At 33.8% G+C, this 23,897-nt stretch carries 24 protein-coding genes; 7 read left to right on the top strand and 17 right to left on the bottom strand.

Annotated elements, in window-relative coordinates; all coding sequences use genetic code 11:
• Nucleotides 1–6: 6 nt before the first annotated feature.
• The 4 genes from rluF to GXM16_RS07945 form a co-directional block, all read right to left on the bottom strand.
• Nucleotides 7–819, bottom strand: coding sequence for a 23S rRNA pseudouridine(2604) synthase RluF (gene rluF / locus GXM16_RS07960; RefSeq protein WP_163393869.1), 813 nt, complete (start codon nt 817–819; stop codon nt 7–9).
• 177 nt (nt 820–996) lie between these two features.
• Entirely contained in the window at nt 997–1,851 is an 855-nt protein-coding gene (locus GXM16_RS07955; RefSeq protein WP_163394124.1) for an alpha/beta hydrolase, read from the bottom strand.
• Nucleotides 1,852–1,904: 53 nt separating this feature from the next.
• Nucleotides 1,905–2,684, bottom strand: coding sequence for a zinc ribbon domain-containing protein (locus GXM16_RS07950; protein WP_163393868.1), 780 nt, complete (start codon nt 2,682–2,684; stop codon nt 1,905–1,907).
• 3 nt (nt 2,685–2,687) lie between these two features.
• On the bottom strand, nt 2,688–3,782 hold the full coding sequence (locus GXM16_RS07945; RefSeq protein ID WP_163393867.1) for a Nif3-like dinuclear metal center hexameric protein: 1,095 nt from the start codon (nt 3,780–3,782) through the stop codon (nt 2,688–2,690).
• A gap of 65 nt (nt 3,783–3,847) precedes the next feature.
• On the opposite strand from GXM16_RS07945, the gene lpxK reads away from it, so the two are divergent.
• Nucleotides 3,848–4,864, top strand: a complete 1,017-nt coding sequence (gene lpxK / locus GXM16_RS07940) for a tetraacyldisaccharide 4'-kinase (RefSeq protein ID WP_163393866.1) — start codon at nt 3,848–3,850, stop codon at nt 4,862–4,864.
• Here the strand turns inward: lpxK and GXM16_RS07935 are convergent.
• The 3 genes from GXM16_RS07935 to lipA form a co-directional block, all read right to left on the bottom strand.
• Nucleotides 4,861–6,747: an ATP-binding protein gene (locus GXM16_RS07935; protein WP_163393865.1), complete on the bottom strand. Its 1,887-nt coding sequence runs from the start codon at nt 6,745–6,747 to the stop codon at nt 4,861–4,863. The genes lpxK and GXM16_RS07935 overlap by 4 nt on opposite strands.
• A gap of 26 nt (nt 6,748–6,773) precedes the next feature.
• Complete coding sequence (gap, locus tag GXM16_RS07930; protein WP_163393864.1) at nt 6,774–7,772, bottom strand: type I glyceraldehyde-3-phosphate dehydrogenase; 999 nt, start codon at nt 7,770–7,772, stop codon at nt 6,774–6,776.
• Nucleotides 7,773–7,834: 62 nt separating this feature from the next.
• Nucleotides 7,835–8,701 (bottom strand): lipoyl synthase, encoded by an 867-nt coding sequence (lipA, locus tag GXM16_RS07925; protein WP_163393863.1) that lies wholly within the window; start codon nt 8,699–8,701, stop codon nt 7,835–7,837.
• 238 nt (nt 8,702–8,939) lie between these two features.
• Here lipA and GXM16_RS07920 point away from each other — a divergent pair, with 238 nt between their 5' ends.
• On the top strand, nt 8,940–9,815 hold the full coding sequence (locus GXM16_RS07920) for a M48 family metalloprotease (protein ID WP_163393862.1): 876 nt from the start codon (nt 8,940–8,942) through the stop codon (nt 9,813–9,815).
• Nucleotides 9,816–9,879: 64 nt separating this feature from the next.
• Here GXM16_RS07920 and GXM16_RS07915 read toward each other — a convergent pair whose 3' ends face one another.
• From GXM16_RS07915 to recF, 10 genes are all read right to left on the bottom strand, one after another.
• Nucleotides 9,880–10,260 carry a PH domain-containing protein gene (locus GXM16_RS07915; protein ID WP_163393861.1) on the bottom strand — a complete coding sequence of 127 codons (381 nt, stop codon included), beginning with the start codon at nt 10,258–10,260 and terminating at the stop codon, nt 9,880–9,882.
• A 176-nt stretch (nt 10,261–10,436) separates the two neighbouring features.
• Complete coding sequence (locus GXM16_RS07910; protein WP_163393860.1) at nt 10,437–11,285, bottom strand: energy transducer TonB; 849 nt, start codon at nt 11,283–11,285, stop codon at nt 10,437–10,439.
• 156 nt (nt 11,286–11,441) lie between these two features.
• Nucleotides 11,442–11,993, bottom strand: coding sequence for an RNA polymerase sigma factor (locus tag GXM16_RS07905; RefSeq protein WP_163393859.1), 552 nt, complete (start codon nt 11,991–11,993; stop codon nt 11,442–11,444).
• Nucleotides 11,984–13,090 carry a glycosyltransferase gene (locus tag GXM16_RS07900; protein ID WP_163393858.1) on the bottom strand — a complete coding sequence of 369 codons (1,107 nt, stop codon included), beginning with the start codon at nt 13,088–13,090 and terminating at the stop codon, nt 11,984–11,986. The genes GXM16_RS07905 and GXM16_RS07900 overlap by 10 nt, the downstream gene beginning before the upstream one ends.
• An 82-nt stretch (nt 13,091–13,172) precedes the next feature.
• Nucleotides 13,173–13,787: an FMN-binding negative transcriptional regulator gene (locus GXM16_RS07895; protein WP_163393857.1), complete on the bottom strand. Its 615-nt coding sequence runs from the start codon at nt 13,785–13,787 to the stop codon at nt 13,173–13,175.
• 8 nt (nt 13,788–13,795) lie between these two features.
• On the bottom strand, nt 13,796–14,305 hold the full coding sequence (locus GXM16_RS07890; protein WP_163393856.1) for a hypothetical protein: 510 nt from the start codon (nt 14,303–14,305) through the stop codon (nt 13,796–13,798).
• 22 nt (nt 14,306–14,327) lie between these two features.
• Nucleotides 14,328–15,341, bottom strand: a complete 1,014-nt coding sequence (gene murB / locus GXM16_RS07885; RefSeq protein WP_163393855.1) for a UDP-N-acetylmuramate dehydrogenase — start codon at nt 15,339–15,341, stop codon at nt 14,328–14,330.
• 131 nt (nt 15,342–15,472) lie between these two features.
• Nucleotides 15,473–16,534, bottom strand: a complete 1,062-nt coding sequence (locus GXM16_RS07880; protein WP_163393854.1) for a glycosyltransferase — start codon at nt 16,532–16,534, stop codon at nt 15,473–15,475.
• Nucleotides 16,535–16,543: 9 nt separating this feature from the next.
• On the bottom strand, nt 16,544–17,221 hold the full coding sequence (locus GXM16_RS07875; RefSeq protein WP_163393853.1) for a DUF2461 domain-containing protein: 678 nt from the start codon (nt 17,219–17,221) through the stop codon (nt 16,544–16,546).
• 52 nt (nt 17,222–17,273) lie between these two features.
• Entirely contained in the window at nt 17,274–18,353 is a 1,080-nt protein-coding gene (recF, locus tag GXM16_RS07870; protein WP_163393852.1) for a DNA replication/repair protein RecF, read from the bottom strand.
• 242 nt (nt 18,354–18,595) lie between these two features.
• Here recF and GXM16_RS07865 point away from each other — a divergent pair, with 242 nt between their 5' ends.
• From GXM16_RS07865 to GXM16_RS07845, 5 genes are all read left to right on the top strand, one after another.
• Nucleotides 18,596–19,375 (top strand): tetratricopeptide repeat protein, encoded by a 780-nt coding sequence (locus tag GXM16_RS07865; RefSeq protein WP_163393851.1) that lies wholly within the window; start codon nt 18,596–18,598, stop codon nt 19,373–19,375.
• A gap of 78 nt (nt 19,376–19,453) precedes the next feature.
• Nucleotides 19,454–20,026 carry a 6,7-dimethyl-8-ribityllumazine synthase gene (gene ribH / locus GXM16_RS07860; RefSeq protein WP_163393850.1) on the top strand — a complete coding sequence of 191 codons (573 nt, stop codon included), beginning with the start codon at nt 19,454–19,456 and terminating at the stop codon, nt 20,024–20,026.
• A 176-nt stretch (nt 20,027–20,202) separates the two neighbouring features.
• Nucleotides 20,203–22,134 carry a DNA mismatch repair endonuclease MutL gene (gene mutL / locus GXM16_RS07855; RefSeq protein WP_163393849.1) on the top strand — a complete coding sequence of 644 codons (1,932 nt, stop codon included), beginning with the start codon at nt 20,203–20,205 and terminating at the stop codon, nt 22,132–22,134.
• Nucleotides 22,131–22,952 (top strand): rhomboid family intramembrane serine protease, encoded by an 822-nt coding sequence (locus GXM16_RS07850; protein WP_163393848.1) that lies wholly within the window; start codon nt 22,131–22,133, stop codon nt 22,950–22,952. Before mutL ends, GXM16_RS07850 begins: the two co-directional genes overlap by 4 nt.
• A 42-nt stretch (nt 22,953–22,994) precedes the next feature.
• On the top strand, nt 22,995–23,858 hold the full coding sequence (locus GXM16_RS07845; protein ID WP_163393847.1) for a rhomboid family intramembrane serine protease: 864 nt from the start codon (nt 22,995–22,997) through the stop codon (nt 23,856–23,858).
• Nucleotides 23,859–23,897: the final 39 nt, after the last annotated feature.

Here is a 23,897-nt window from a genome sequence, read left to right as displayed (position 1 = left end):
TAAGAATCAATAATCGCCTTTTTTCTTAAATCGGGGATCGTGTTTTGAAATAAATTCAGTTCTTCTTTTTGGGGTTTCCGGTTTTGGGAAACTTGCTTCTTCTGTTTTGCTTGATGGCTCGATTAGCTTATTTAATTCTTTAATTTCAGCTTCCGTTAAATCGCGATAACGGCCAACAGGAACATCCAGTGAAATGTTGATAATTCGGATGCGTTTTAATGCCGTAACTTCATAGCCTAAATACTCTGACATTCTTCGAATCTGGCGGTTTAGACCTTGTGTCAGAATAATTTTGAACGTGTATTTACTGATCTGCTCCACTTTACATTTTTTAGTAACAGTATCTAAAATCGGAACGCCATTTCCCATTCGTTGTATAAAACGATCTGTTATGGGTTTGTTTACAGTTACTGTATATTCTTTTTCGTGATTGTTTCGGGCGCGTAAAATCTTGTTTACAATATCGCCGTCATTGGTCATGAAAATTAAGCCTTCACTGGCTTTATCCAGTCTTCCTATTGGAAAAATACGTTTTGGATAATTGATATAATCGACTATATTGTTTCGGACTTCAAGATTAGTGGTGCATTCGATTCCAACAGGCTTGTTGAAAGCCAGATAAATCATTTTTTCGTGCTTTTCAAAGATTAATTTCCCGTCAATACGCACTTCATCATCCGGAGAAACTTTGGTTCCTATTTCAGGAATGGATCCGTTTATGGTAACTCGTCCTTCTTCGATGAGTTTATCGGCTTCACGACGGGAGCAATAACCTGTTTCTCCAATAAATTTATTAAGACGTTTTAGATTTTCTTCCATGTTACAAAAATACGGATTTTGAAAATTAGATAAAGACAAATGATGCCCAAAAATTAAAATTGCTGCTCTTTAGCCCTATTGGAGCGGTATCACCCAATTTTAAAAACAAGGCTTTTTACCGTAGTTTTTCATCGGGAATATAGTGGAAAGCGGGAAAGGTATCGGCAAAAAAGCCTATTATTTCGCTTCAAACAAAAACTCAATCACTTTCTGGTACAATTCGTCATTGTGCATGCCATGACCCAAACCTTTGGTCTCGATAAACTGACTGTTTTTCCAGTTGCTGGCGATTTTTTTTCCCTCTTCAAAAGCTACAATTTTGTCTGTAGTATCATGAGCAATTAATCCGGGAATATTAAATCCTGAAGCGAATTTTTGCCCGGAAAAATCTTCAAACTTAAAATTGAAATGCGTCAAAAAACGATTTTCCAGAAGTGAAAACATCTTGTTATTTAAACTGAGCATCGATACATAATTGTCAATTAGTGTTTTTAAATCTGATGGAGCTCCCAGAATTACCATTTTGTTTATACTGGTATTTGGAAACAAATGTTGATGGTACACGCATGCTGCACCGCCAATAGAATGCCCAATAATAATATTCGGTTGGTATTTTTCTACTGCTTTATTGATGAATTCGGCATAAAGCGGAACATTAAATTCTTTACCGCTGCTTTGTCCGTGTGCCGGGGCATCAAGGGCTATAATGGTACTTCCAGATTTTTGAAGATGCGGAAGTGTTTTCTTCCAGCGTGATGAATTGCTTTCCCAACCGTGAACCAGAAGTATTTTGGTTTCATTTCCTTTCCAGATATAAGTTTGAAAATGGTGTTCGTTATGGTGAAACGTTTCTGTATCTGTGTTTCTTAGAATTTTAGGTAGTTTTTCTTTTAGTAACCTTCCATCTCGAGGCTGACTGAAAAGTGCATATGAAAGCTCAACGGCTTTTTGTGGGCGGACATAACTGAGGAAGTTGATGTATTGTCCAACCGATTTTAATGTAATAAAACGAATTCCTTTTTTAAGTCCCAAAACCAGTGAATTTATTGTAAAAAAAAGTCCCGATGTTGATCGGGACAATTTATTTAGATTTTAGCGAACAATTGTTCCATTTTTTCTCTCTCTTCATCAGCAAGTGCGCTGTCAACTAAGATTCTTCCTGAATGCTCATCGGTGATAATTTTCTTTCTTGAGGCAATTTCTACCTGAGTTTGTGGCGGAATCGTGAAGAATGATCCTGCAGAAGCGCCTCTTTCAATAGAAACTACCGCTAAACCATTACGAACACTACTTCTGATTCTGTTGTAAGCAGCTAATAATCTTTCTTCGATTTGTTCAGCATACTCAGCAGATTTTTCAGTTAAGAAAATTTCTTCTTTTTGAGTTTCAGCCATGATTGCATCTAATTCAGATTTTTTATGTTTTAGATGCGAACTTTTAGCTTCTAACTTTTCTTTTAAATTAGAAATAACTTCTTTTTTATGTTCGATAGAAGCTTTCATTTCTTTGATTTGCTTTTCAGCTAACTGAATTTCTAATTCCTGAAATTCAACTTCTTTGGTCAAAGAATTAAATTCTCTGTTATTGCGAACTGATTCTTGTTGTTTTGTGTATTTTTTGATAACCTCTTTGTGTTCTTCAATAGCAATTTTCTTTGCTTTGATTTGTTCTTCAACCACTTCAAGTTCACCTTTCAATTTCTCTGAACGAGTGCTCAAACCTGCAACTTCATCTTCTAGATCTTCCACTTCTAAAGGAAGTTCTCCTCTTACGTTTCTGATTTCGTCAATTCTCGAGTCAATAAGCTGTAAATCGTATATTGCTCTTAACTTGTCCTCAACACTTAATTCTTTCGTATTCGCCATATTTTATAAGTACTTAACTGGATTTGTATTTTCTTCTGATAAAATGATTGCAAAATTAAGGATTTTTTTCCTAAGATAATCAACAATATAATTTTTTGTATACCGTTCGCTCTCAAAATGACCAATATCGGCTAAAAGTAATCGATTTTCAGCTTCATAAAACTGATGGTATTTTAAATCGGCTGTCAAAAAAGCATCTGCCCCGGCCTGAATTGCATTTTTAATTGCAAAACTTCCTGACCCTCCCAAAACGGCAATTTTCTTTATTTTCTTTCCTGTGAAGGCTGAATGTCGGATTCCATTGGCAATCATTTTATCTTTTACGAAGTGAAGAAAATCTTTCTCATCCATTTCAGATTCAAGTTCACCAATCATTCCCAAGCCGATATTTTGATGTGAATTTTGTAAATTATAAATTTCATAAGCTACTTCTTCATAAATATGATTTGCAAAAAGGGCTTTTAAAATCGTGGATTGCAAATGTTTTTCAAAAGTAACTTCAATTTTTGTTTCTTCAGTTTCTGTAAGTTCATGGCGCGCCCCAATTACCGGATTGCTTTCAGAATTACCTTTGTAAGTTCCGGTTCCATTAGAATTAAAGCTGCAATTTTCATAATTACCAATCGTTCCGGCACCAGCGTCAAATAAAGCCTGACGTACTTTTTGTGCATTTTCCGGAACTGTATAAGTCACTAATTTTTGAATGAAATTTTGCTTCGGAATCAAAACCTTTGTATTCGCTAAGCTTAAAGCATCACAAAATATTTTGTTTACCCCCTGCGAATGATTGTCTAAAGCGGTATGAACGGCATAAATAGTAATATCATTTTTTATAGCCTTTAAAATGGCACGTTCTACATAGTTTTTGCCTGTGATTTTTTTGATTCCGGAGAATAATATCGGATGAAAACAAACGACCAGATTACAGTTTTTGGCAATGGCTTCTTCGATTACGTTTTCTAAAGCATCGTGGCAGACCAAAACACCGGTACTTTCTGTTTCATCATCACCAACAAGAAGTCCGACATTGTCAAAATCTTCTGCATAGGCTAAGGGAGCCATTTCTTCGAGTATGTCTATTATGTTTTTGATTTTCATTTTTTAGTTTTTTGTTGAAACCTAAACCTGAAACAAATTAACGAAAAAAATTATACTTTCGTAAAATGAACTTAATTCGAAAAATACTTTTCCCGTTTGCCATTTTATACGGATTTATTACTTCAATTCGTAATTTTCTTTTTGACAAAAGAATCCTGAAATCAACTTCATTTGATATTCCGGTTATTGCGGTTGGTAATTTAAGTGTGGGCGGAACCGGAAAAACACCTCAGATAGAATATCTTATCAGACTATTATCGGATAAATATAAAATTGCTACTTTAAGCCGTGGTTACAAGCGTAAATCTGAAGGTTTTGTTTTGGCTGATCTGACTTCAAACGCTGAAATTTTAGGGGACGAACCTTTTCAGTTTTATCAAAAATTCCCAAATATTCAGGTTGCGGTTGATGCAAACAGAACCAATGGAATCAAGCAATTACTTTCACAAAAGAATAGGCCTGAAATTATTTTACTGGATGATGCTTACCAGCACAGAAAAGTAAAAGCCGGTTTTTATATTTTGCTAACTGCATTCGACGATTTGTATGCGGATGACTTTATGCTTCCGACAGGGAATTTGCGTGAGAGCAGGAGTGGAGCTGATAGAGCGAATATTGTTGTGGTTACAAAATGCCCGAAAAACCTTTCTGATGAAAAGCAGGAAGAAATCCGTTTAAAATTAAAATTAAACTGTTCGCAGCAAATTTATTTTACTTTTATAGATTATGATGATGCGGTTTATAATGAAGAAGAAAAAATTGCTGTAAACGAAATTATATCTGAAACAAAACTGCTTTTGGCAGGAATTGCTAAGCCAAAACCTTTTTATGATTATTTAAAGAATGAAAATGATGAATGTCTGACTTTTCCGGATCATCATCATTTTTCTGAAACAGATTTAAATAACATTCAGAATAAAGCTCAAAATAAAAAAATCATTACAACGGAAAAAGATTACGTTCGTTTAAAAGATGCCCGGGGGATTTCGAAATTATATTATTTACCAATAAAAATTTCATTCATCAGTCATAAGCAAAATTTTGATACCACTATTTTAGAGTATGTGAAAGGTGATTCTTAATCGAAAAATTGAGCAATAGTATTGTAAAATATATCAGGAACAAAAGGTTTTGTAATTACATCATTCATTCCGAAAGATAAAAGTTGTTCTCTGTTTTCGTCCAGCGATATAGCGGTAAGGGCAATGATTGGCGTTGTGTTATTAAATTCCCGAATGAGTTGTGTAGCTGTTGTACCGTTTATACCCGGCAAATGGACATCCATTAAGATTAAATCAAAACTTTTTGTTTTTAATAATTCGATTGCTTCTTCACCATTATCAAGTATTTCACAGCGTATAGATTTGTTTTCAAGCATTTTTCGGGTAATCATCTGATTGATTTTATTGTCCTCAATCAATAAAATGAGTTTGTTTTTTAACTGGTCATCATTGTAATGCTTTATCTCCTGAATTTTTTCTGATGGGCTTTTGCTGATATCAAAGTTTAATTTAAAATTAAATGTAGAGCCTTTACCCACTTCACTTTCTAAATGAATTTTGCCCCCTAAAAGGTGAATGAGTTTTTTAACAATGGTAAGCCCTAAGCCTGTTCCGCCATATTTGCGATTTACTTCTACAGAACCTTGTGAAAAACTTTCAAAAACTTTTTTCTGCTTGTCTTTTGGAATCCCGATTCCGGTATCCGTTATTTCAAAATAAACCGTTGCTTTTTCATTTTCCAGTGCATGCAGTTTAGCAATTACTGTAACTTTTCCGTTTTGAGTAAACTTTAATGCATTATTGATTAAGTTTAGGATTATTTGTGAAAGCTTTGTTGTATCGCCAATTAAATTATCCGGAATAGCATCATCTATTTTCAGTAAGAAATCATTGTTGTTTGCGGCTGCTAATTCTTTTAATGAATTCTGAATGTTGTTAAGTAAAGCTTTTAAGTCAAAGCTAATTTTTTCTATTTCAATTTTACTTGAGTCAATTTTGTTGATTTCAAGTATTTCATTGATAAATGTAGTCAGGTAATTCCCTGAGAATTTCAATGAATCCAAATATTTTAATTGAGATTCTTTTGGATTTTCTTCAAGCAATAAATGCGCAATCCCGTTAATTGCATTTAATGGAGTCCGGAGTTCATGGCTCACTGTGGATAAAAACTCTGATCTTGCTTTTGAAGCTTCTTCTGCTTTATTTTTTGCTAAAATAAGTTCTTTGTTTTTTTCTCTTAAAACTAAATTATTCTGGTTTCGGATAACATTGTTTTTGTAAAGAGCCAGGCTTAATAAAGAGAGAATAGAAATAAGTGCTATAGCTAAAATGCTGATTAATTTTGAATATCGATAGGTTTTGATCTGAGCTTTTTCTTCACTTTTTCTTCTTTCTTCATTTAAAAGATGATTTTCATTGATTTTTTTGTATTTGTCAGAATTGGATTTGCTGTTTTGTATTTTTAAAATATTATGCTCAATTTGATGATATTCATTCAGATAGCTGTAAGCCGGTTCGTATTGCTTATTACTTTTATAATACTGGCTTATTGCTAATATGATATTGGCTTTTTGTTTTAAATTTTGAGTTTTAGCATTCGATTCGAGGGCCTTATTCAAATAAAAAATAGCAGAGTCGTTTCTTTTTAAGTGTGTTTCTATTAGTCCAAGTTGATAGCACGACTCTGATTTGATTGCTGAATTTGTGGAATTGTCCGGACGTCGGATTATTTCTTTTAGCGTTTTGGAAGCTAAATCGTACTTTTTCAGAGATTTTAAAGACATCGCTTTCTGGAAATTCAAATATTCATAAGAGTTTCTAAAATTCGATTTATCAATAACATCGACGGCTTTTTTGTTGGAGATATTTAATTGGTTGCCATACAAAATATTATTTGTATTCGTTTTATTGTGCGAATACAAAAATGTGGAAAAAAAACTGATAATAATAAAAAGGTATTTCATAATGCAATACTTTTTATAATGGAATCTTATGTTTTTTTCATCAGCAAAATTAAATCGATAAGCCTTGATGAATAGCCTATCTCATTATCGTACCAGCCCACCACTTTTACCATTTTATCAATGACAGAAGTTAGCTGAGAGTCAAATAAGCATGAATTTGTATTGCCTATTATATCCACGGATACGATTGGATCTTCTGTGTAATCTAATATGTTTTTTAAATATGTTTTTGATGCATTTTGAAAAGCATCATTAATTTCTTCAATAGTAACGGCACGTTTTACATTGAACGTAATATCTGTTAAAGACCCATCCGGCACCGGAACACGAATACCGCAGCCTCCAATTTTTTGATGCAGATTAGGGAAGATTTTTGTGAGTGCTTTAGCTGCTCCGGTTGTTGTTGGAACAATCGACTGGCTGGCTCCTCTCGCTCTTCTTAAATCTTTATGCGGCTGATCGTGTAAACTTTGATCGGTAGTATATGAATGAATTGTTGTAATATAAGCCTGTTCAATACCACACAATTCATCAATTATTTTTATCATTGGAGCAGCATTGTTTGTGGTACAGCTTGCATTCGAAACAATTTTTTCACTCCCGTCTAAAATCTTCTCATTTACTCCTAAAACAACAGTTTTAATTGTGTCAACCTCTGATGGAGCAGAAAGAATCACCTTTTTTGCCCCGGCTTCAATATGTGCATTTAGCTCCTCGTGGGTTTTGTGTTTCCCTGTTGATTCAATTACAAAATCAATATTGTGACTTTTCCAGTCTAAATTTGAAATCTTCTTTTCATGAAAGAACAAATAATGTTTTTCATTGACAATTATGCTTTTTTCATCATGAGATACTGCAAAAGGCAAAACCCCGTGGATGCTGTCATATTTTATCAAATGTGACATAGTTTTGTTGTCAGCAATATCATTAATTGCAACAACTTCAATTTCAGGATGGTTTAAAAGTAATCGAAATAAATTTCTGCCGATTCTCCCAAAGCCATTTATAGCAATTCTGGTTTTCAAATTTTTATTATTGATTTGCTTAATCGGTTAAAACAAATTATTGATTAACCGGGGTGAACTTTTTATAATATATGTTTTTGTGCTTTGTAAGAGGAACGAACAAGAGGGCCACTCTCTACATGACGGAATCCAAGTTCAAGACCAAATTTTTCGTATCGGGCAAATTGCTCGGGAGTAATGAACTCTTTTACAGGTAAATGTTTTTTACTTGGCTGTAAATATTGACCAATAGTTACTACGTCAACATTTGCATTGCGTAAATCAGTCATTGTTTGAAAAACCTCTTCTTCCGTTTCACCAAGACCTAACATGATTCCTGATTTTGTTCTGTTGATTCCTTTTTCTTTTAAATAACGTAATACTTCTAAACTACGGTCATATTTTGCCTGAATACGTACTTCTCGGGTCAAACGTCTGACTGTTTCCATGTTGTGTGAAACGACTTCCGGATTTGCTTCTACAATTCGGTCCAGATTTCTTTCAATTCCCTGAAAATCCGGAATTAGAGTTTCAAGTGTTGTATTTGGGTTCATTCTGCGGATTGCTTTTACAGTTTCTATCCAGATAATAGAACCTCCATCTTTCAAATCATCTCTGTCTACACTGGTAATTACCGCATGCTTAATATTCATTATTTTGATAGATCGGGCTACTTTTTCAGGTTCGTCCCAGTCTACTGTTTCCGGTCTTCCGGTTTTTACACCGCAAAAGCCACAAGAACGGGTACACACATTTCCTAAAATCATAAAAGTTGCCGTTCCCTCTCCCCAGCACTCACCCATATTGGGGCAACTTCCCGAGGTACAGATAGTGTTTAGGCTATATTTATCTACCAAACCACGAAGCTCAGTATATTTTTGACCAATAGGAAGCTTCACTTTTAACCATTTAGGCTTCCCGGTTGGTATATTTTCTATTGCGGTTTCCATACATTAAAATTGAACTACAAATATACGTAAAGTTGTAGAAGTTAAGATGCTGTCTAATTGTTATCTTGTCGAATTTATTGGTTAATTATCGGTAATTTGTTAATTTTATGGGATATGTCAGAGGTTAATTTTAATAATATACTGTATTTGTGATTATTTAACGGTTAAAAGAAATAAATATTAATCGGTATATGTTTTTAGATCTAAGTATATTTGCTCTGTAATTAAATTAAAAAAGATGAAAAATAAATTTATAGTTTTAGGAATTCTGTTCGCTTCTTTAAGCTTTACAAAAGTACAGGCACAAATTAATTTTGGTGAAAAAGCGGTGGGGGCACTTCAAAAAGGGGTAACAAGTTTTACGCTTACCAATGCGGATGCTGCTAAATTATCCAAAGAAGCAGTGGATAAATTAGACGCAGAACACGAAGTTGCAGGGCTAAATGATCCGTACACTTTAAGATTGAACAGACTTTTTGGCAAACACACCGCAGGTGAAGGTTATACTCTGAACTATAAAGTATATAAATTAAAAGAAGTAAATGCATTTGCAACAGCAGACGGAAGTGTGCGTGTGTATTCAGGACTAATGGATATTATGGATGATAATGAATTGCTGGCTGTAATTGGTCACGAAATTGGTCACGTTGCCAATAATGATTCAAGAGATGCTATGCGTGCCGCATATCAAAAAGAGGCTTTACTTGATGGGGTTTCTTCGCAGTCTGCAACCATTACCAGTATTACGGATAGTCAGCTAGGAAAAATTGGAAGTGCGATGATTGACAGCAAACACAGTCGTAAACAAGAAGCCGAAGCGGATTTATTTGCCTATAATTTTATGAAAAAAAATGGCTATAATGTCAATGCTGAAGAATCTGCATTTAGAATCTTGGCTAAAATGAGTGAAGGTAAAGAGGCATCGTTTTTAGAAAAAATGATGAGTTCGCATCCGGATTCAAAACAAAGAGCGGAAGATGCAAAAAAGAGAGCTGAAAAAGATGGTGTGTACAAAGCGTATGTTCAGCAAAAAATAGATAATACAGCGCCAGTAGCTAAGAAAACGAACGCAAAAAAAACAACTACAAAAAAAGCTACTACTAAAAAGAAATAATTGTTTTTTTTATTTAGAACAAAACCCGACAAATTTTAAAAGCTTGTCGGGTTTTTATTTAAAGTTAACCTAAAACGTGATGTGCTAACACTTTTTGGACATCATATACATTTACCGATTTATTAAATTGTTTTACGATACTCGGTTGTTGCTCACTTGAAACCCAGATTTTTAATTCGGCGTCAAGTTCAAAAGTTCCGGCAGTTTCAACGCTAAATCGTGTAATGCTTTTATATGAAATTGATTTGTATTCAGTTTTACTGCCTGTTAAGCCTTGCACGTCAACTAAAATTAATCTCTTGTTAGTGAAGATAAAAGTGTCACGAATTAATTTAAAACCCATTTCAATTTCTTCATTAGCCGTTAAAAGTTGTCCGTATTTTTTAATTAAATCTTCCTGGCTTACTGAACCGGCGTTGCCAAGAATAGCTGAAAATATTCCCATTCCTATTGTTTTTTTAATATTATACTTTAATTTATACTATTGTAAAAGTAATTAAAATATAAGAATGTATTTTTTAGCCATTAAATAAATTAAGTTTAGTAATGATTTTTATATTAAACAATTTTAGGGATAAAAAACATAAAAAAAGCAGAACCTAAATTCTGCCTTTTCAATTATTATTCTATTTCTGTTTTTATCGTTATCGGAAGATTGTATGCTGTTCGTACCGCTTTACCGTCTAATATTCCGGGAGTCCATTTTGTTTTCAATGATTTTAAAACACGTATAGCTTCTTTACCTAATCCGTAGCCTGGATCGCTTTTTATTGTAATATCAGTCATTGAGCCATCTTTTTCAATTACAAAAGAAACGTATACTCTTAATGTTTTTTCGGCATCCAGTTCAGGTTTGTTGAAGTTGTTTCCTACGTAAGTGTAAAACTTGCTCATCCCGCCCGGAAATTCAGGCATTTTGTCTAATATAGCACTGTTTATTATGGTGCTTCCAGTTCCACTGTCGGCTCCTGAGCCTGTTCCAGTTCCATCTCCACTTCCATTGCCTGTTGATGGCAATGTATTAGCTACGGTTCCTGTTCCTGCAGAAGTGTTATCTACTACGGGGATGTTGTCTTTGTTTGGAGCAATTTCTGGCAAAGCATCCTGAGTAGGAACAACAACAGGGTTTACCAATTGGCTGGCCTGCGTTACTTGTGTAGCAGCTTGTTGCTGTTGTGCTGGTGGGGCAATGGCTTGTTCTGTTTCAGGAATTACTATCTTTTCTAAATCTATTGGTCTGATTATTTCATCAAGAGGAGGAAGATTTTCTGTGACAATAGATGATGTTGTGAATTTACCGATAAGCATCGATATACTTCCAATAGATGCAATTATTAACAACGCCGTAAAAAGTGCGGTAATTGTTGTTTTGGTATTCTCCTGACGTAATTGGTACGCGCCGTACTCTTTGTTTTTGTTCTCGAAAACAAGATCAGTCCATTTGGTTTCGTAAAGGCTTAATTTAGACATAGTAATTAGATTTAAAAGGTTAAGTAGCATTAAATCATAAGCATGACAGGTTTTAGTTTGACTAATAACGAAAACAAAGAACTTCTGGTATGTTAAATATGTGTTTTTTTAAGAATAAAATTGCATATATTTTATTCTTATTCTAAAGATAGTAAATTATCTGTTACGTTCGATAATTTCTGCCAGTAATTTTTTAGCACGAAGTAGTTTTACTTTTACATTGCTTAAAGGCTCATTTATTTTCAATGCAATTTCCTGATATGTCATTTCCTGAAAATAACGTAACTGTATGACTTCCTGATAGTGGGGTTTTAATTCTTTGATGCATAAAAGCAAACGGGATAAATTTTGCTCTTTAATCAGTGCATCTTCAGCTGATGGAGTAGGATCAGCAATGTTGTATGCCTGTTGGTCTTCGTTGTCTGTGATTTCTATAAAAAGATTTGTTTTCTTTTTACGGAGTAAATCAATGTAGACGTTTTTTGCAATACTGATTAACCATGTATTGAATTGAAATTCCGGGTTATAAGTTGCAATTTTATCGAAAGCTTTTGAGAAAGTTTCAATGGTAATGTCTTCAGCTATCGTTTCATTTTCAGTACGTTTTAACATAAAACTGTACACTTCGTTCCAGTAAAAATCTAATAGAAAAGTAAAGGCGATCTGATCGCCTTCTTTTGCTTTTTCTATTTTAGAATTTATTTCCAATTTACTGGTTTTGAGAAAAGATTAGTTATAAAGATATTGATTTGTGTAAATACAAGTGCAATTTCAATAATAGGAAACCAAATTTTCAAATCATTTTCTTTTAATTTTCCGGCAGAAAATCCAATTACAATCCATGCAATCGTATATCTGGTTGCTAATAATGCCAACACGGCAATCCATTGAAATTGGAAAGCTAATAAAAGTATAACTAATAAAAAGAATAATAATTGTGAGCTGTAAAAAAGACCTAATTGAATTTTGTCGAAAAACTTATAATAATTTGCAGTAGCTACATGTCTTCTTTTTTGGGCAAACCATTCTTTATAAGTTTCTTTTGCTTTTGAATAAGTGAAACTTTCAGGGTTATATGCGATTGTAGTATTTGCTTTGTTTGCGGCCTGGTTGACAAACAAATCATCATCGCCGGAACGGATTTGGATATGTTCAATAAAACCATTTACATTAAAAAATTCTTCCTTTTTGTAGGCTAAATTTCTTCCTACTCCCATGTAGGGAAGTCCAATTTTCGCCCATGAAAAATATTGTACAGCTGTAAGAACGGTTTCAAAACGAATAATTTTATTCAGTAATGAGCGTTCTGTTTTTTCATAACCCCCATAACCTAAAACAATAGTCTTGTTCATTGTGAATTGTGAAGTCATAGTGGTAATCCATTCTGTTGAAGTTGGATAACAATCAGCATCCGTAAATAATAAATACTCTTTTGTAGAGGCTTTGATCCCTAATGTCAAAGCATATTTTTTATTTCCCCAAAAAGCTTCGTTATTTTTTACTTTAACTAATCGGATGTTTGAATATTTCTCTTCAAATTCTTCAAAAACCTCCAGTGTTTCATCACTTGATGCATCATCAATTAAAACAATTTCAAAGTCAGGATAATTTTGCTCGGCAAGTAACGGGATATATTTTTTTACGTTTTCTTCTTCGTTTTTTGCGCACACTATGACAGAAACCGGAAGTTTTTTTGGTGTAATAGTTTGAGGTTTACCAAAAGCGAACTTTCCAAAAATCCCTAAGTAGTAAAAAATTTGTATGAATACAACGGCAATAAAAGAGTAAAGTAAAAATATAAGCATATGTTTTATGGTCTTTTAATTTCTGAATCTTGCGAGTGCAAATGTACTTATGAATTCCTAATTTTCAATGGTTAAAACCGATTTACTTTCGGCATTTTGACATTTCTCTTGCAACGGCAATAGCCTGAGGGTTTTCTGTTTTTTCCAGTTCCGAAATTATGTTTTTAAAGTTATAATCATCACGACTTTGGGATAGTTTTTTGGTCGCCTGGATTTCATCTATTTCAATTTCAAAACCAAAAATTCCTCTTGATTCACGCATCGTTTTTGCGGATAAATTCTCTACTCGGACAGGATTCTCTGAGCCAGTTTCATATTTATCAACCAATTTTTTAAGCTGTTGTATTGAGGTTGCTTCATCTACAATTTTAATTCTGCCATAAACATGTACGGCTATGTAATTCCATGTAGGCACATTTTCATGATCGTACCAGGAAGAAGAAATGTAAGCATGAGACCCGGTAAATACTGCCAGAACATGATCGTTTTCTGCAAAGCCTTCTGCCTGCGGATTGAGTTTTGAAATATGCCCCTGCAAAATTTCTTTTCCATCAGTATTTATGTCAAGTTCTATCGGGATATGCGTTGCGCATAATTTTCCGTTAGTCTGATTGATCAAAATTCCAAAACTATTTTCTTTCAAAAAAGTTCTGATTTCTTCCGGGTTTTCATTCTTATAGATATGTGGTGTGTACATTTTTTGAATTAGCTTTTACTAATATTTTTTCTAAAATTAGATAAATTTGGATTAGCACTTACCCATAAAATAAAAATTCCAAGTAAGGTAAAAACTGCTCCCCTAATCAGACATTGTGTTTTAAAATCATCAGAAAATAAATTACCAAATGAAGATAATAAGTGCGATATGGTGCTTTTTCTGAAAAATTTAAGCCTTAAAAGAATATATATAAGGGTTGAAACTAAAATTGTATTTAAGGCAGAGAGTTTGTTTTTCCAATTCAAAAAAGAGATTATAATAATGCCGGCTGATGCGCCTAAAAATATCCAGATATAAACGCCTGGCCAAAAACCGGAAATGCTTTCCATTGTTGGAAACAATCTGTTCCAGCATTCTTTTTTTTGATTCTGAAAATCGTTGGCAGCACAAATAATCTCTTCAGCCACAGAGTAGAATCTTAATTGTAATGTACCATGAATGAGGAAAATCATTCCGAGTAATTGAAGTAAAATTACTCTGATGTTGAGTTTTTTCATTTAGAATCTTGATTCATAAAAGTTAAATTACATTCACTTCGGCTTCAATATGAATGCCGAAAGTTTCAAAAACTGTTTTTTGAACCTCTTTTGAAACAGCAAGGATTTCCTGGCCGGTTGCATTTCCGTAATTCACTAAAACTAACGCCTGATTTTTATGAACTCCTGCATCGCCAAAACGTTTTCCTTTAAAACCAGCCTGTTCAATCAGCCAGCCTGCAGGAACTTTTACTTCGGTTTCTGAGACTTCGTAATATTTCATTTCAGGAAATTTTTGATGAATTTTTTCAAAATCAGATTTCAGTAAAATCGGATTTTTAAAGAAACTTCCACTGTTTCCTAATTCTTTAGGATCCGGTAATTTACTTTGTCTGATGGCAATTACAGCGTTGCTGACATCTTTTAATGTAGGTTCTGTGATATTGTTTTTTGCCAATTCAGCCAAAATATCCCCGTAAGAAGTATTGATCTTATGATTGCGTTTAGTCAGTTTAAAAATAACCGAAGTAATAATATACTGGTCTTTTACTTCATTTTTGAAGATGCTTTCGCGGTAGCCAAAATTACATTCAGCATTTGTAAAACTTTTCATTTCCTGAGTAGTGATATTCATGGCTTCGCAGGAAATAAATGTATCTTTGATCTCCGTTCCGTAAGCCCCTATATTCTGAACCGGAGTAGTACCAACATTTCCCGGAATCAGGGACATGTTTTCTAATCCGCCAAAATTATGGTCGATAGTGTAAAGTACGAAATCATGCCATACTTCACCCGCCTGACTTTCTACCCAGACAAAATCGTCATCTTCTTTGATTATTTTCTTGCCTTTCAAATCAATATGGATAACCAGAGCATCAATGTCCTGGGTTAAAAGCATATTGCTTCCGCCTCCCAAAATGAATTTTTTCTCGTTTTTGTTTGCTGCCAAAATGGTTTTCAATTCTTCAACAGAGTGCACTGCAGCAAATTGTTTTGCTTTGGCTTCAATGCCAAAAGTATTATAGTTTTTTAGAGAAAAGTTGGATTGGATTTCCATATGTAAAAAGGCTTTAATAGGAATCAAAAGTATGAATTATAATTTTTGGTTTGACCGCAAAGGATATAAAGTTTTATGTCGCGAACGCAAGTTTAAATGGGTTTGAAAAAATGACTTAGTAAACCTTGAGGTTAAAAGTTTTTCAAGTTTAATAATTCATGATATTTCTCTGAAATAAACTTCATGTTAATATTATAATTAGCATTTTCTTCCACAAATTTTCTATTCTGAATTATTGTCTGATTTCGGGATTCAGCATTTTCAAAAGACCAGATTAATTCGTTTGCCAGCATTTCGATATTGTCAATTTCTATTAATTGACCATTTTCGCGATGTGTAATCCAGCTTTGATTTCCCGGAATGTCTGAAACAACAGGAAAACAATTACATGCCATTGCTTCAAATAAAGAAGCTGAAACGCCTTCAGTAATGGGCATGCTGATGTAAATATTGGATTGCTGTAACAGTTTTGGAAGTTCCGTATTTGGGATTCTTCCTGTAAAAATCACTTTATTTTCGATTTGGAGTTCTTTTGCTAAATCTTTTAAAAACTGTAATCTTGTTCCGTTACCAACAATCGTCAATGAAAAATCAATTCCTCTTTGATTTAGAATTCCAAAAGCTTTTAGGATAGAATCGTGTCGATATTCCGGCTGAAGCGAACGCGTTACAATGGCTTCAATTTTGTTCGAATTATTTGTTGAAGGAGTAAAAAGTGATAAGTCGATTCCTTTAGGCAGTACTAAAACTTTTTTCATGTCAACGCCAGTTGCTTTCATGTGAATTGCCATGACAGGTCCCCAGGCGTGAATTAAATGGGCTTTCGTAAAAGCATATTTCTGAATAAATTTCTTAAAAGCATATAAAATGGAGGTTTCCGGCCATAAATCGGTTCTGCCCTGCTGGGCGATTGCGATGGTTTTAGATCCGGATAATGCAGCAAGAAATCCGTAACTGGTTGTTCTTTCAGCAATTACCATATCGGGTTTTTCTTTCAGGATTATTTTTCGAATAGAAACAGGAGAGAAGAGGTATTCTAAAATACGTTTGAAACGATTAAGTTTGGAATTATTTGGCGTGTTAAGTTCCCAGGTGATAATTTCAAAATCACCAAATTCTTTCAGGCCTTTCATCCAGGTAATAGCATCTGCACGATATGATTCTCCCAGAAAAAGTATTTTTCTTTTTTTCATTCGACAATATTAACATTCATCTGTGTCCAAAGCACGATTGATGAATTCATTCAAAGGTTTTAAGACAATCAGTTTCTGGCTCATTTTTTTTACGAAGTCTTTCTGAGTTACTTCTGTAATATCAAATTTTTGAGAGGTTGTAAAGCTCTTCAGTTTTAAAAACTCAATCGCCGGGTGATCTTTTTCATAACCGCGGGGCATACTTTTAAGAGAGTTACTTTCATTGATGTCAAAACCGTCAAACTCTTTTTTGAAGTTTTTATCTGCTAAAATAGCTTCTAAATCATCATGAAAAAAAGCAATTTCTTTACGGACTTTTTTTAACTGATCAGCATCAGGCGAATAAAACCCCCCGGCAATAAAACTGGCTCCTTTTTCAATATGTACATAATATCCGGAACGATTGGCGCCTTTTGCACCTGATGAAAGCCATACGCCTAAATGAGCTTTATATGGAGACTTGTCTTTTGAGAACCGAATATCACGATTGATTCTGAAAGTACAATCTTTAATTTCTAACAATTCTAACGAAGGATCAAGCGGTTTCATTACATCCAGAAAATCACTTACCAGTTGATGATAATCTTTTTTGAAAATCTCATATCGTTTTTTATTATCCTGAAACCAGTCACGGTTATTGTTCTTTTTTAAATCGTCTAAAAATTGCAATGAATCTTTTGTTAGCATAATCTATATTTTTATTGCAGTTGTTTTTTTAACTTTTGATTTCTTTATAAAATTACAAATTAAATATCTTATAACTCTGGTGTGTCGATTTTACAATCGCTTCGGTACGTTCCGGATGTGTGTCAGAAATAAATAGCTGACCAAAAGTTTCGCTGTTTACCATTTCTATAATTTTAGCTACCCTTGTTTCGTCCAGTTTGTCGAAAATATCGTCAAAAAGTAAAATAGGTTTTACACCGCTTTGTTTTTTTAAAAACTCAAATTGAGCCAGTTTCAACGCAATCAAAAACGATTTTTGTTGTCCCTGTGAACCGAATTTTTTTATCGGATGCGAATCAATTTCAAAAGACAAATCATCTTTATGGATTCCTGAACTTGTATAATGAAGCGCTCTGTCCTTATTGATATTTTCCTGTAAAAGAGTTAATAAATCATTTTCAAACAAATGACTTTCATAGACTAATTGCACCGATTCCTCAGAACCTGTTATGGTCTGATGGTGTACATTAAATATAGGTATAAATTGTTCCAGGAAATCTTTTCGTTTTTCAAAAATAAATTTTCCGTATTCATTTAATTGCTCATTATATATAGATAAGGTATCATTATCAAAAGTATGATTGAGAGCGAAATATTTTAAAAGTGCATTTCGCTGCACAATTACTTTCTGATATTGAATAAGCTGATGCAGATAGGCTGAGTCTAATTGCGAAATCACACTGTCCATAAACTTACGGCGCGTTTCGCTTCCTTCAACAATTAAATCGCGGTCTGCAGGTGAAATAATTACTAACGGGATAAAGCCGATATGGTCTGAAAATTTATCGTAAGCTTTTCCGTTTCTTTTTAAAACTTTTTTTTGTCCTTTTTTTAAACTGCAGACAATTTGTTCCGTTCTGTCATTTTTTTCAAGTTCAGCATCAATTACAAAAAACTCCTCTCCATGTTTGATGTTTTGAACCGCCAGAGGATTAAAATAACTTTTTCCGTAAGCCAGATGGTAAATCGCATCTAATACATTGGTCTTTCCAATTCCGTTTTTACCAACAAAACAATTAATCTTGTGGTCAAAATCGAAACTGATTTCGGAGAAATTTTTATAATTGAATAATGAGATTTTGTTTAAATGCATTTTTTAAGGGACTCTAAAAAGAAAAAATACTGTTTTTGCGCAGTAAATTTGAGTATGTAAAATTATCTAATTTTATCGATATAAACGGTTTTTGAAACGTTTCAGGTTGATTTATTTTAACGCTGTTGCGAAAGGAGTTACGTTTGCTGAAAATATTTTTTTTAAAATAGTGATAATTTTGATTTTTTTTACTTCAGTTTCAATAAAAATTTTATTTTTGCCGTTCACTAAATTAATTTTAAATGGCTACTTACAATAAAAGAGGATATAAAGCACCAAAAGAGAAGGAAGTTAAAGATGTAAATGAAGAACCACAGGTAGTAATTGACGAAAGAGACAGTACCACAGCTGGTGTTTTTTCTAAATTAGATGAAACTGCTTCAAGAACTGAGGATTGGGTTGCTAAAAATCAAAAAATCATTATTGGTTTAGTTGCTGGTATTGCTGTATTAACTATTGGGTATTTAGCTTACCAAAAATTTATTGAAGCTCCTAAACAGGATGAGGCTGCAAATGAAATGTTTGTTGCGCAGCAAAATTTCCAAAAAGCAACTGATGGTGTAGCGAGCGATTCATTGTACAAATTGGCTTTGAATGGTTCTGAAGGTAAATTCGGCTTCGTGAAAATCGCTGATGAATATTCCGGAACGGATGCAGGAAACTTAGCAAATTATTATGCTGGCATTGCTTATTTAAATACTGGTAAATTTGACGAAGCAATCAAATATTTAGGAGAGTTCAAATCAGATGATATGATTTTAAGCGCTTTGGCAAAAGGAGCAATAGGAGATGCTTATTCTCAAAAAAACAACCAAAAAGAAGCTCTTGATTATTATGTAAAAGCTGCCGAATCTAATAAGAATGATTTTACAACACCTCGTTTTTTATTAAAAGCAGCTAAAACAGCATTAACTTTAGGTCAAAAAGAAGATGCTTTGAAATATCTGACAGATATCAAAGAAAACTTTGACGGAACTCCGGAAGCAAATTCAGTTGATGCCCTGATTGGATTAGCGCAATAATTATGCTTTTGAGTTCAGATTTTATATTTTAGATTCGTATTTTAGCAATCGTAAATTTAAATTCTAATAATACTACAAATGGCTACGGAAAATAAAAATTTATCAGAATACGATAAAAACACAATCCCAAATGCGAAAGACTTTCGATTTGGGATTGTTGTTTCTGAGTGGAACGACACTATAACCGAAGGACTTTATAACGGTGCCTTTGAAGCACTAATTGACTGTGATGTACCTGCGCAACAAATTATCCGTTGGAATGTTCCCGGAAGTTTTGAGCTGATTTATGGCGCAAAAAAAATGCTGCAGACGCAAAATGTTGATGCAGTTATTGTAATTGGTTGTGTAATTCAAGGGCAGACAAAACATTTTGATTTTGTTTGTGAAGGTGTAACGCAGGGGATTAAAGATCTGAATGTTCAGACTGATATTCCGGTTATTTTTTGTGTTTTGACAGATAATACAATGCAGCAGTCAATTGACAGAAGTGGAGGAGTTCATGGGAATAAAGGAACAGAAGCTGCTATTGCTGCAATAAAAATGGCTTATATTCGTCAACAGGCTTCTATTTCACATTCTTTTAATCAGCCTTTGTTGTCTTCAGGTGCTCTTCAAATCGAAGAAACTCCTATAAAAATTGAGAACGAATAAAACCCAACTGTTTTAAAAATAGTAAGACCTATACTGTGTAAAATAGTATAGGTTTTTTGTTTTTTTTATGATTGTGAATTTTCTAAAACCAAGCATAAATTCATTAAATTTGTACACCTTGGATTAGATTTCAAATCAAAAATCTTAAATCGTTAATCTACAATCTAAAATTTTCAATGTCGAGTATTATTCAATTGCTTCCTGATCATGTTGCCAATCAAATTGCCGCCGGAGAGGTGGTTCAAAGACCTGCTTCAGTCGTAAAAGAGCTGCTGGAAAATGCTGTTGATGCTGATGCAACCGACATTAAATTAATTATCAAAGACGCCGGGAAATCATTGGTTCAGGTTATTGATAATGGTAAGGGAATGAGTGTTACAGATGCACGTTTGTGTTTTGAACGTCATGCAACCTCAAAAATTCGCCAGGCCGAAGATTTGTTTTCATTATGTACTAAAGGTTTTCGTGGCGAAGCCTTAGCTTCTATTGCTGCGATTGCGCATATGGAAATGAAGACCAGGCAGGATCAGGAGGAGCTAGGTACGCATATTGTTATCGAAGGAAGTAAGTTCGTATCGCAGGAAGTGGCGGTTTTGCCAAAAGGAACTTCATTTGCGGTTAAAAATCTATTTTTTAATATTCCTGCCAGACGTAATTTCCTGAAATCGGATACAGTTGAATTTCGTCATGTTATGGATGAATTTCAGCGTGTAGCTTTGGCACATCCAAACATTCATTTTACTTTTTATCATAATGGAAGCGAAATGTACAATTTGCCGGCTGCAGGATATCGTCAGCGTATAGTTGGGATAATGTCTGGCAAAACCAACGAAAAACTGGTTCCGGTTAATGAAGATACTGAAATTATAAATGTTCAGGGTTTTGTCTGTAAGCCTGAATTTGCCAAGAAAAGCAGGGGTGAGCAGTTCTTTTTTGTAAACGATCGTTTTATAAAAAGTGGTTATTTGCATCATGCAGTTATGGCTGCTTACGAGGGACTTTTAAAAGAGGGTTCTCAGCCAAGCTATTTTCTATATTTACAGGTACCGCCAAACACGATTGATATTAATATTCATCCAACAAAAACTGAAATAAAGTTTGATGATGAACAGGCTTTGTATGCTATCCTAAGGGCTTCGATTAAGCATAGTTTAGGTCAGTTTAATGTAGCGCCGGTTCTTGATTTTGATCGGGATTCGAATTTAGATACACCATATCACTATAAAGATTTAGAAGCAGAAACACCAACGATTCAGATAGATGGCAATTTTAATCCTTTTACGGATGATAAAACGAATCAGCATTATTCAAAAGCCAATTCAGGATCGGGTTATAGTTCCGGATCGTCCTCATCTTCAGGAGCATTACATTCAGGTTCATCATATTCAGGTTATTCTAAAAGAGTTGAACCAACAGCAAGTTGGGAAAGTTTATATGTTGGGCTGGATTTAGATAATGCGGAAAGTATTGAAAGTTCACCATTTACATTCGAAAATGAAGAAGTGACATCTTCACTCTTTAATGATGATGAAGTAGAGCAGGCAAGCCAAAAAACATATCAGATACATAAAAAATATATCGTTTCGCCGATAAAATCAGGAATGGTAATTGTTGATCAGCAGCGGGCTCATCAGCGTATTTTATATGAACAATTTTTGCTGAATATGACAGTAAATCAGGCTTCAAGTCAGCAGTTGTTGTTTCCGTTGAATTTGTTTTATTCATCAGATGAAATGGCATTGATAGAAGAGCTTAAACCTTCATTGGAAACAACAGGTTTTGTTTTCGAAAAAGCTCAAACAGATCATATTGTAATTTCGGGAATTCCGGTTAATATTACCGAAAGCGAAGTTTCTCTTGTAATCGAACAGTTATTAAGTGATCTGCAGGAAGGAATACCAGCGAGCAGTTATAGTCAGAATGATACCATAGCCAAATCAATGGCCAAAAGTTTAGCAGTTAAAACCGGATCTTATTTAACCGAAACAGAGCAGGATAATTTAGTAAATGGGTTATTTGCCTGCAAAGATCCCAATATTTCACCTTTTCAAAAACCTACTTTCATCACCATGCGTGTGGAAGATATAGATAAAAAGTTTGCCTTATGATGAACATGACTCCCATTGTAAAACAATTATTGATAATAAATGTTCTGTTTTTTGTAGGAACTATGGCTCTAGGGGATTTCAATCCGGATAATCCTGCGTACAGAATTTTAGCTCTTTATTATCCTGAGAATAATAATTTTATGGTTTGGCAGCCGATAACACACATGTTTATGCATGGTGGTTTTATGCATATTGCATTTAATATGTTCGCATTATATTCGTTTGGGTCAATGTTAGAACATTTTTGGGGTGGCAAAAAATTCTTGTTTTTTTATATTTCTTGTGGTTTAGGAGCGGCTTTGCTTCACACAGGAGTAAATTACCTTCAGTTGCAATCACTCTTGGGTTCAGTGTCAGAATTGAATTTGTCTAAATCTGATCTTCATTTGATTTTAAATGCAGATTATCAGTCTTTATTTGACTCAAATGGAAAAATGGTGCAGGGTGAAATCTCGGCTATTTTGAATAAAGTTCACTGTACACAAGAACAATTTAATTATTTGGCGCAAGCAAGTTCAATAGTTCAGTCGCCTGTCTTAGGAGCTTCTGGTGCGATTTATGGTTTACTAACTGCTTTTGCATTTATGTTTCCTAATGCACAATTAGGCTTAATGTTTATTCCGGTTCCAGTCAAAGCGAAATATTTTGTTCCTGGAATTTTAGCAATCGACTTGTTTTTAGGTTTTAAAGGAAGTTCTCTCTTTGGAAGTGGAGGTACAGGAATTGCGCATTTTGCACATGTTGGAGGTGCAGTTGCCGGTTTTTTGATGATGTTGTACTGGAAAAAAAATCAGTTTAATAACAATCGTTGGAATTAATTTTTAACTTTAAATAATTAATAAAACGAAAAAGAAGTTTTTATGAATATTCTGGATGATTTGAAATTACAATATAAAATAGGAAGTATTTCACTACGTTTGATTTATTGGAATATTGCTTGTTTTCTGATTTCATTAGTGTTTTTTTATCAATATTCTGGTGGTGGATTTGCTTATCCGGAATGGTTGGCGCTTTCTTCAGATCCAAATGTTTTTTTATTTAAGCCATGGACATTTTTGACGTATGCTTTTTTTCATTCTTCATTTTTACATTTATTGTTTAATATGATGGTTTTAAATTTTGCAAGCCAGTTATTTTTGACCTTTTTCACTCAGAAACAATATTTAGGATTGTATATTTTAGGAGCTGTTTTTGCAGGAATTACGTTTGCATTAACTTATTATTTTTTAAACATTTCGGCACCTATCGTTGGAGCTTCTGCTGCAATTATGGCAATTCTTGTTGCGGCAACAACGTATCAGCCACTGATGAATGTTCGCTTGTTGTTAATTGGAAATGTAAAATTATGGCATATTACAGGTGTAATCCTGATTTTAGATTTGATGCAATTACGGTTGGATAATACCGGAGGGCATATCTCACATTTGGCTGGAGCCTTCTTCGGATTTGCTTATATTAAATTACTTCAAAATGGCACAGATTTAAGTGTTATTATTTCTAAAACATTAGACTTTTTTGCCAATCTGTTTAGAAAATCCCCAACGACCCCATTCAAAAAAGTGCATAAAAATTATCAAAAAACTACAGAAAAAGCTACATCAAGAATTGTTACGAAAGACAAAACGCAACAGCAAATTGATGAAATTTTAGATAAAATCAGCCAGTCTGGGTATGATTGTCTGACTAAAGAAGAAAAAGAGTTTCTATTTAAAGCTGGAAAATAAATCTTAGCAAAATAATATGAAGAACCTTTCCTGGTTTAA

It is taken from the genome of Flavobacterium limi, assembly GCF_010645075.1.
Taxonomy (GTDB): Bacteria; Bacteroidota; Bacteroidia; order Flavobacteriales; family Flavobacteriaceae; genus Flavobacterium; species Flavobacterium limi.
Note: the sequence above shows the minus strand (reverse complement) of the source record. Positions and strands in the feature narration are given on the sequence as shown.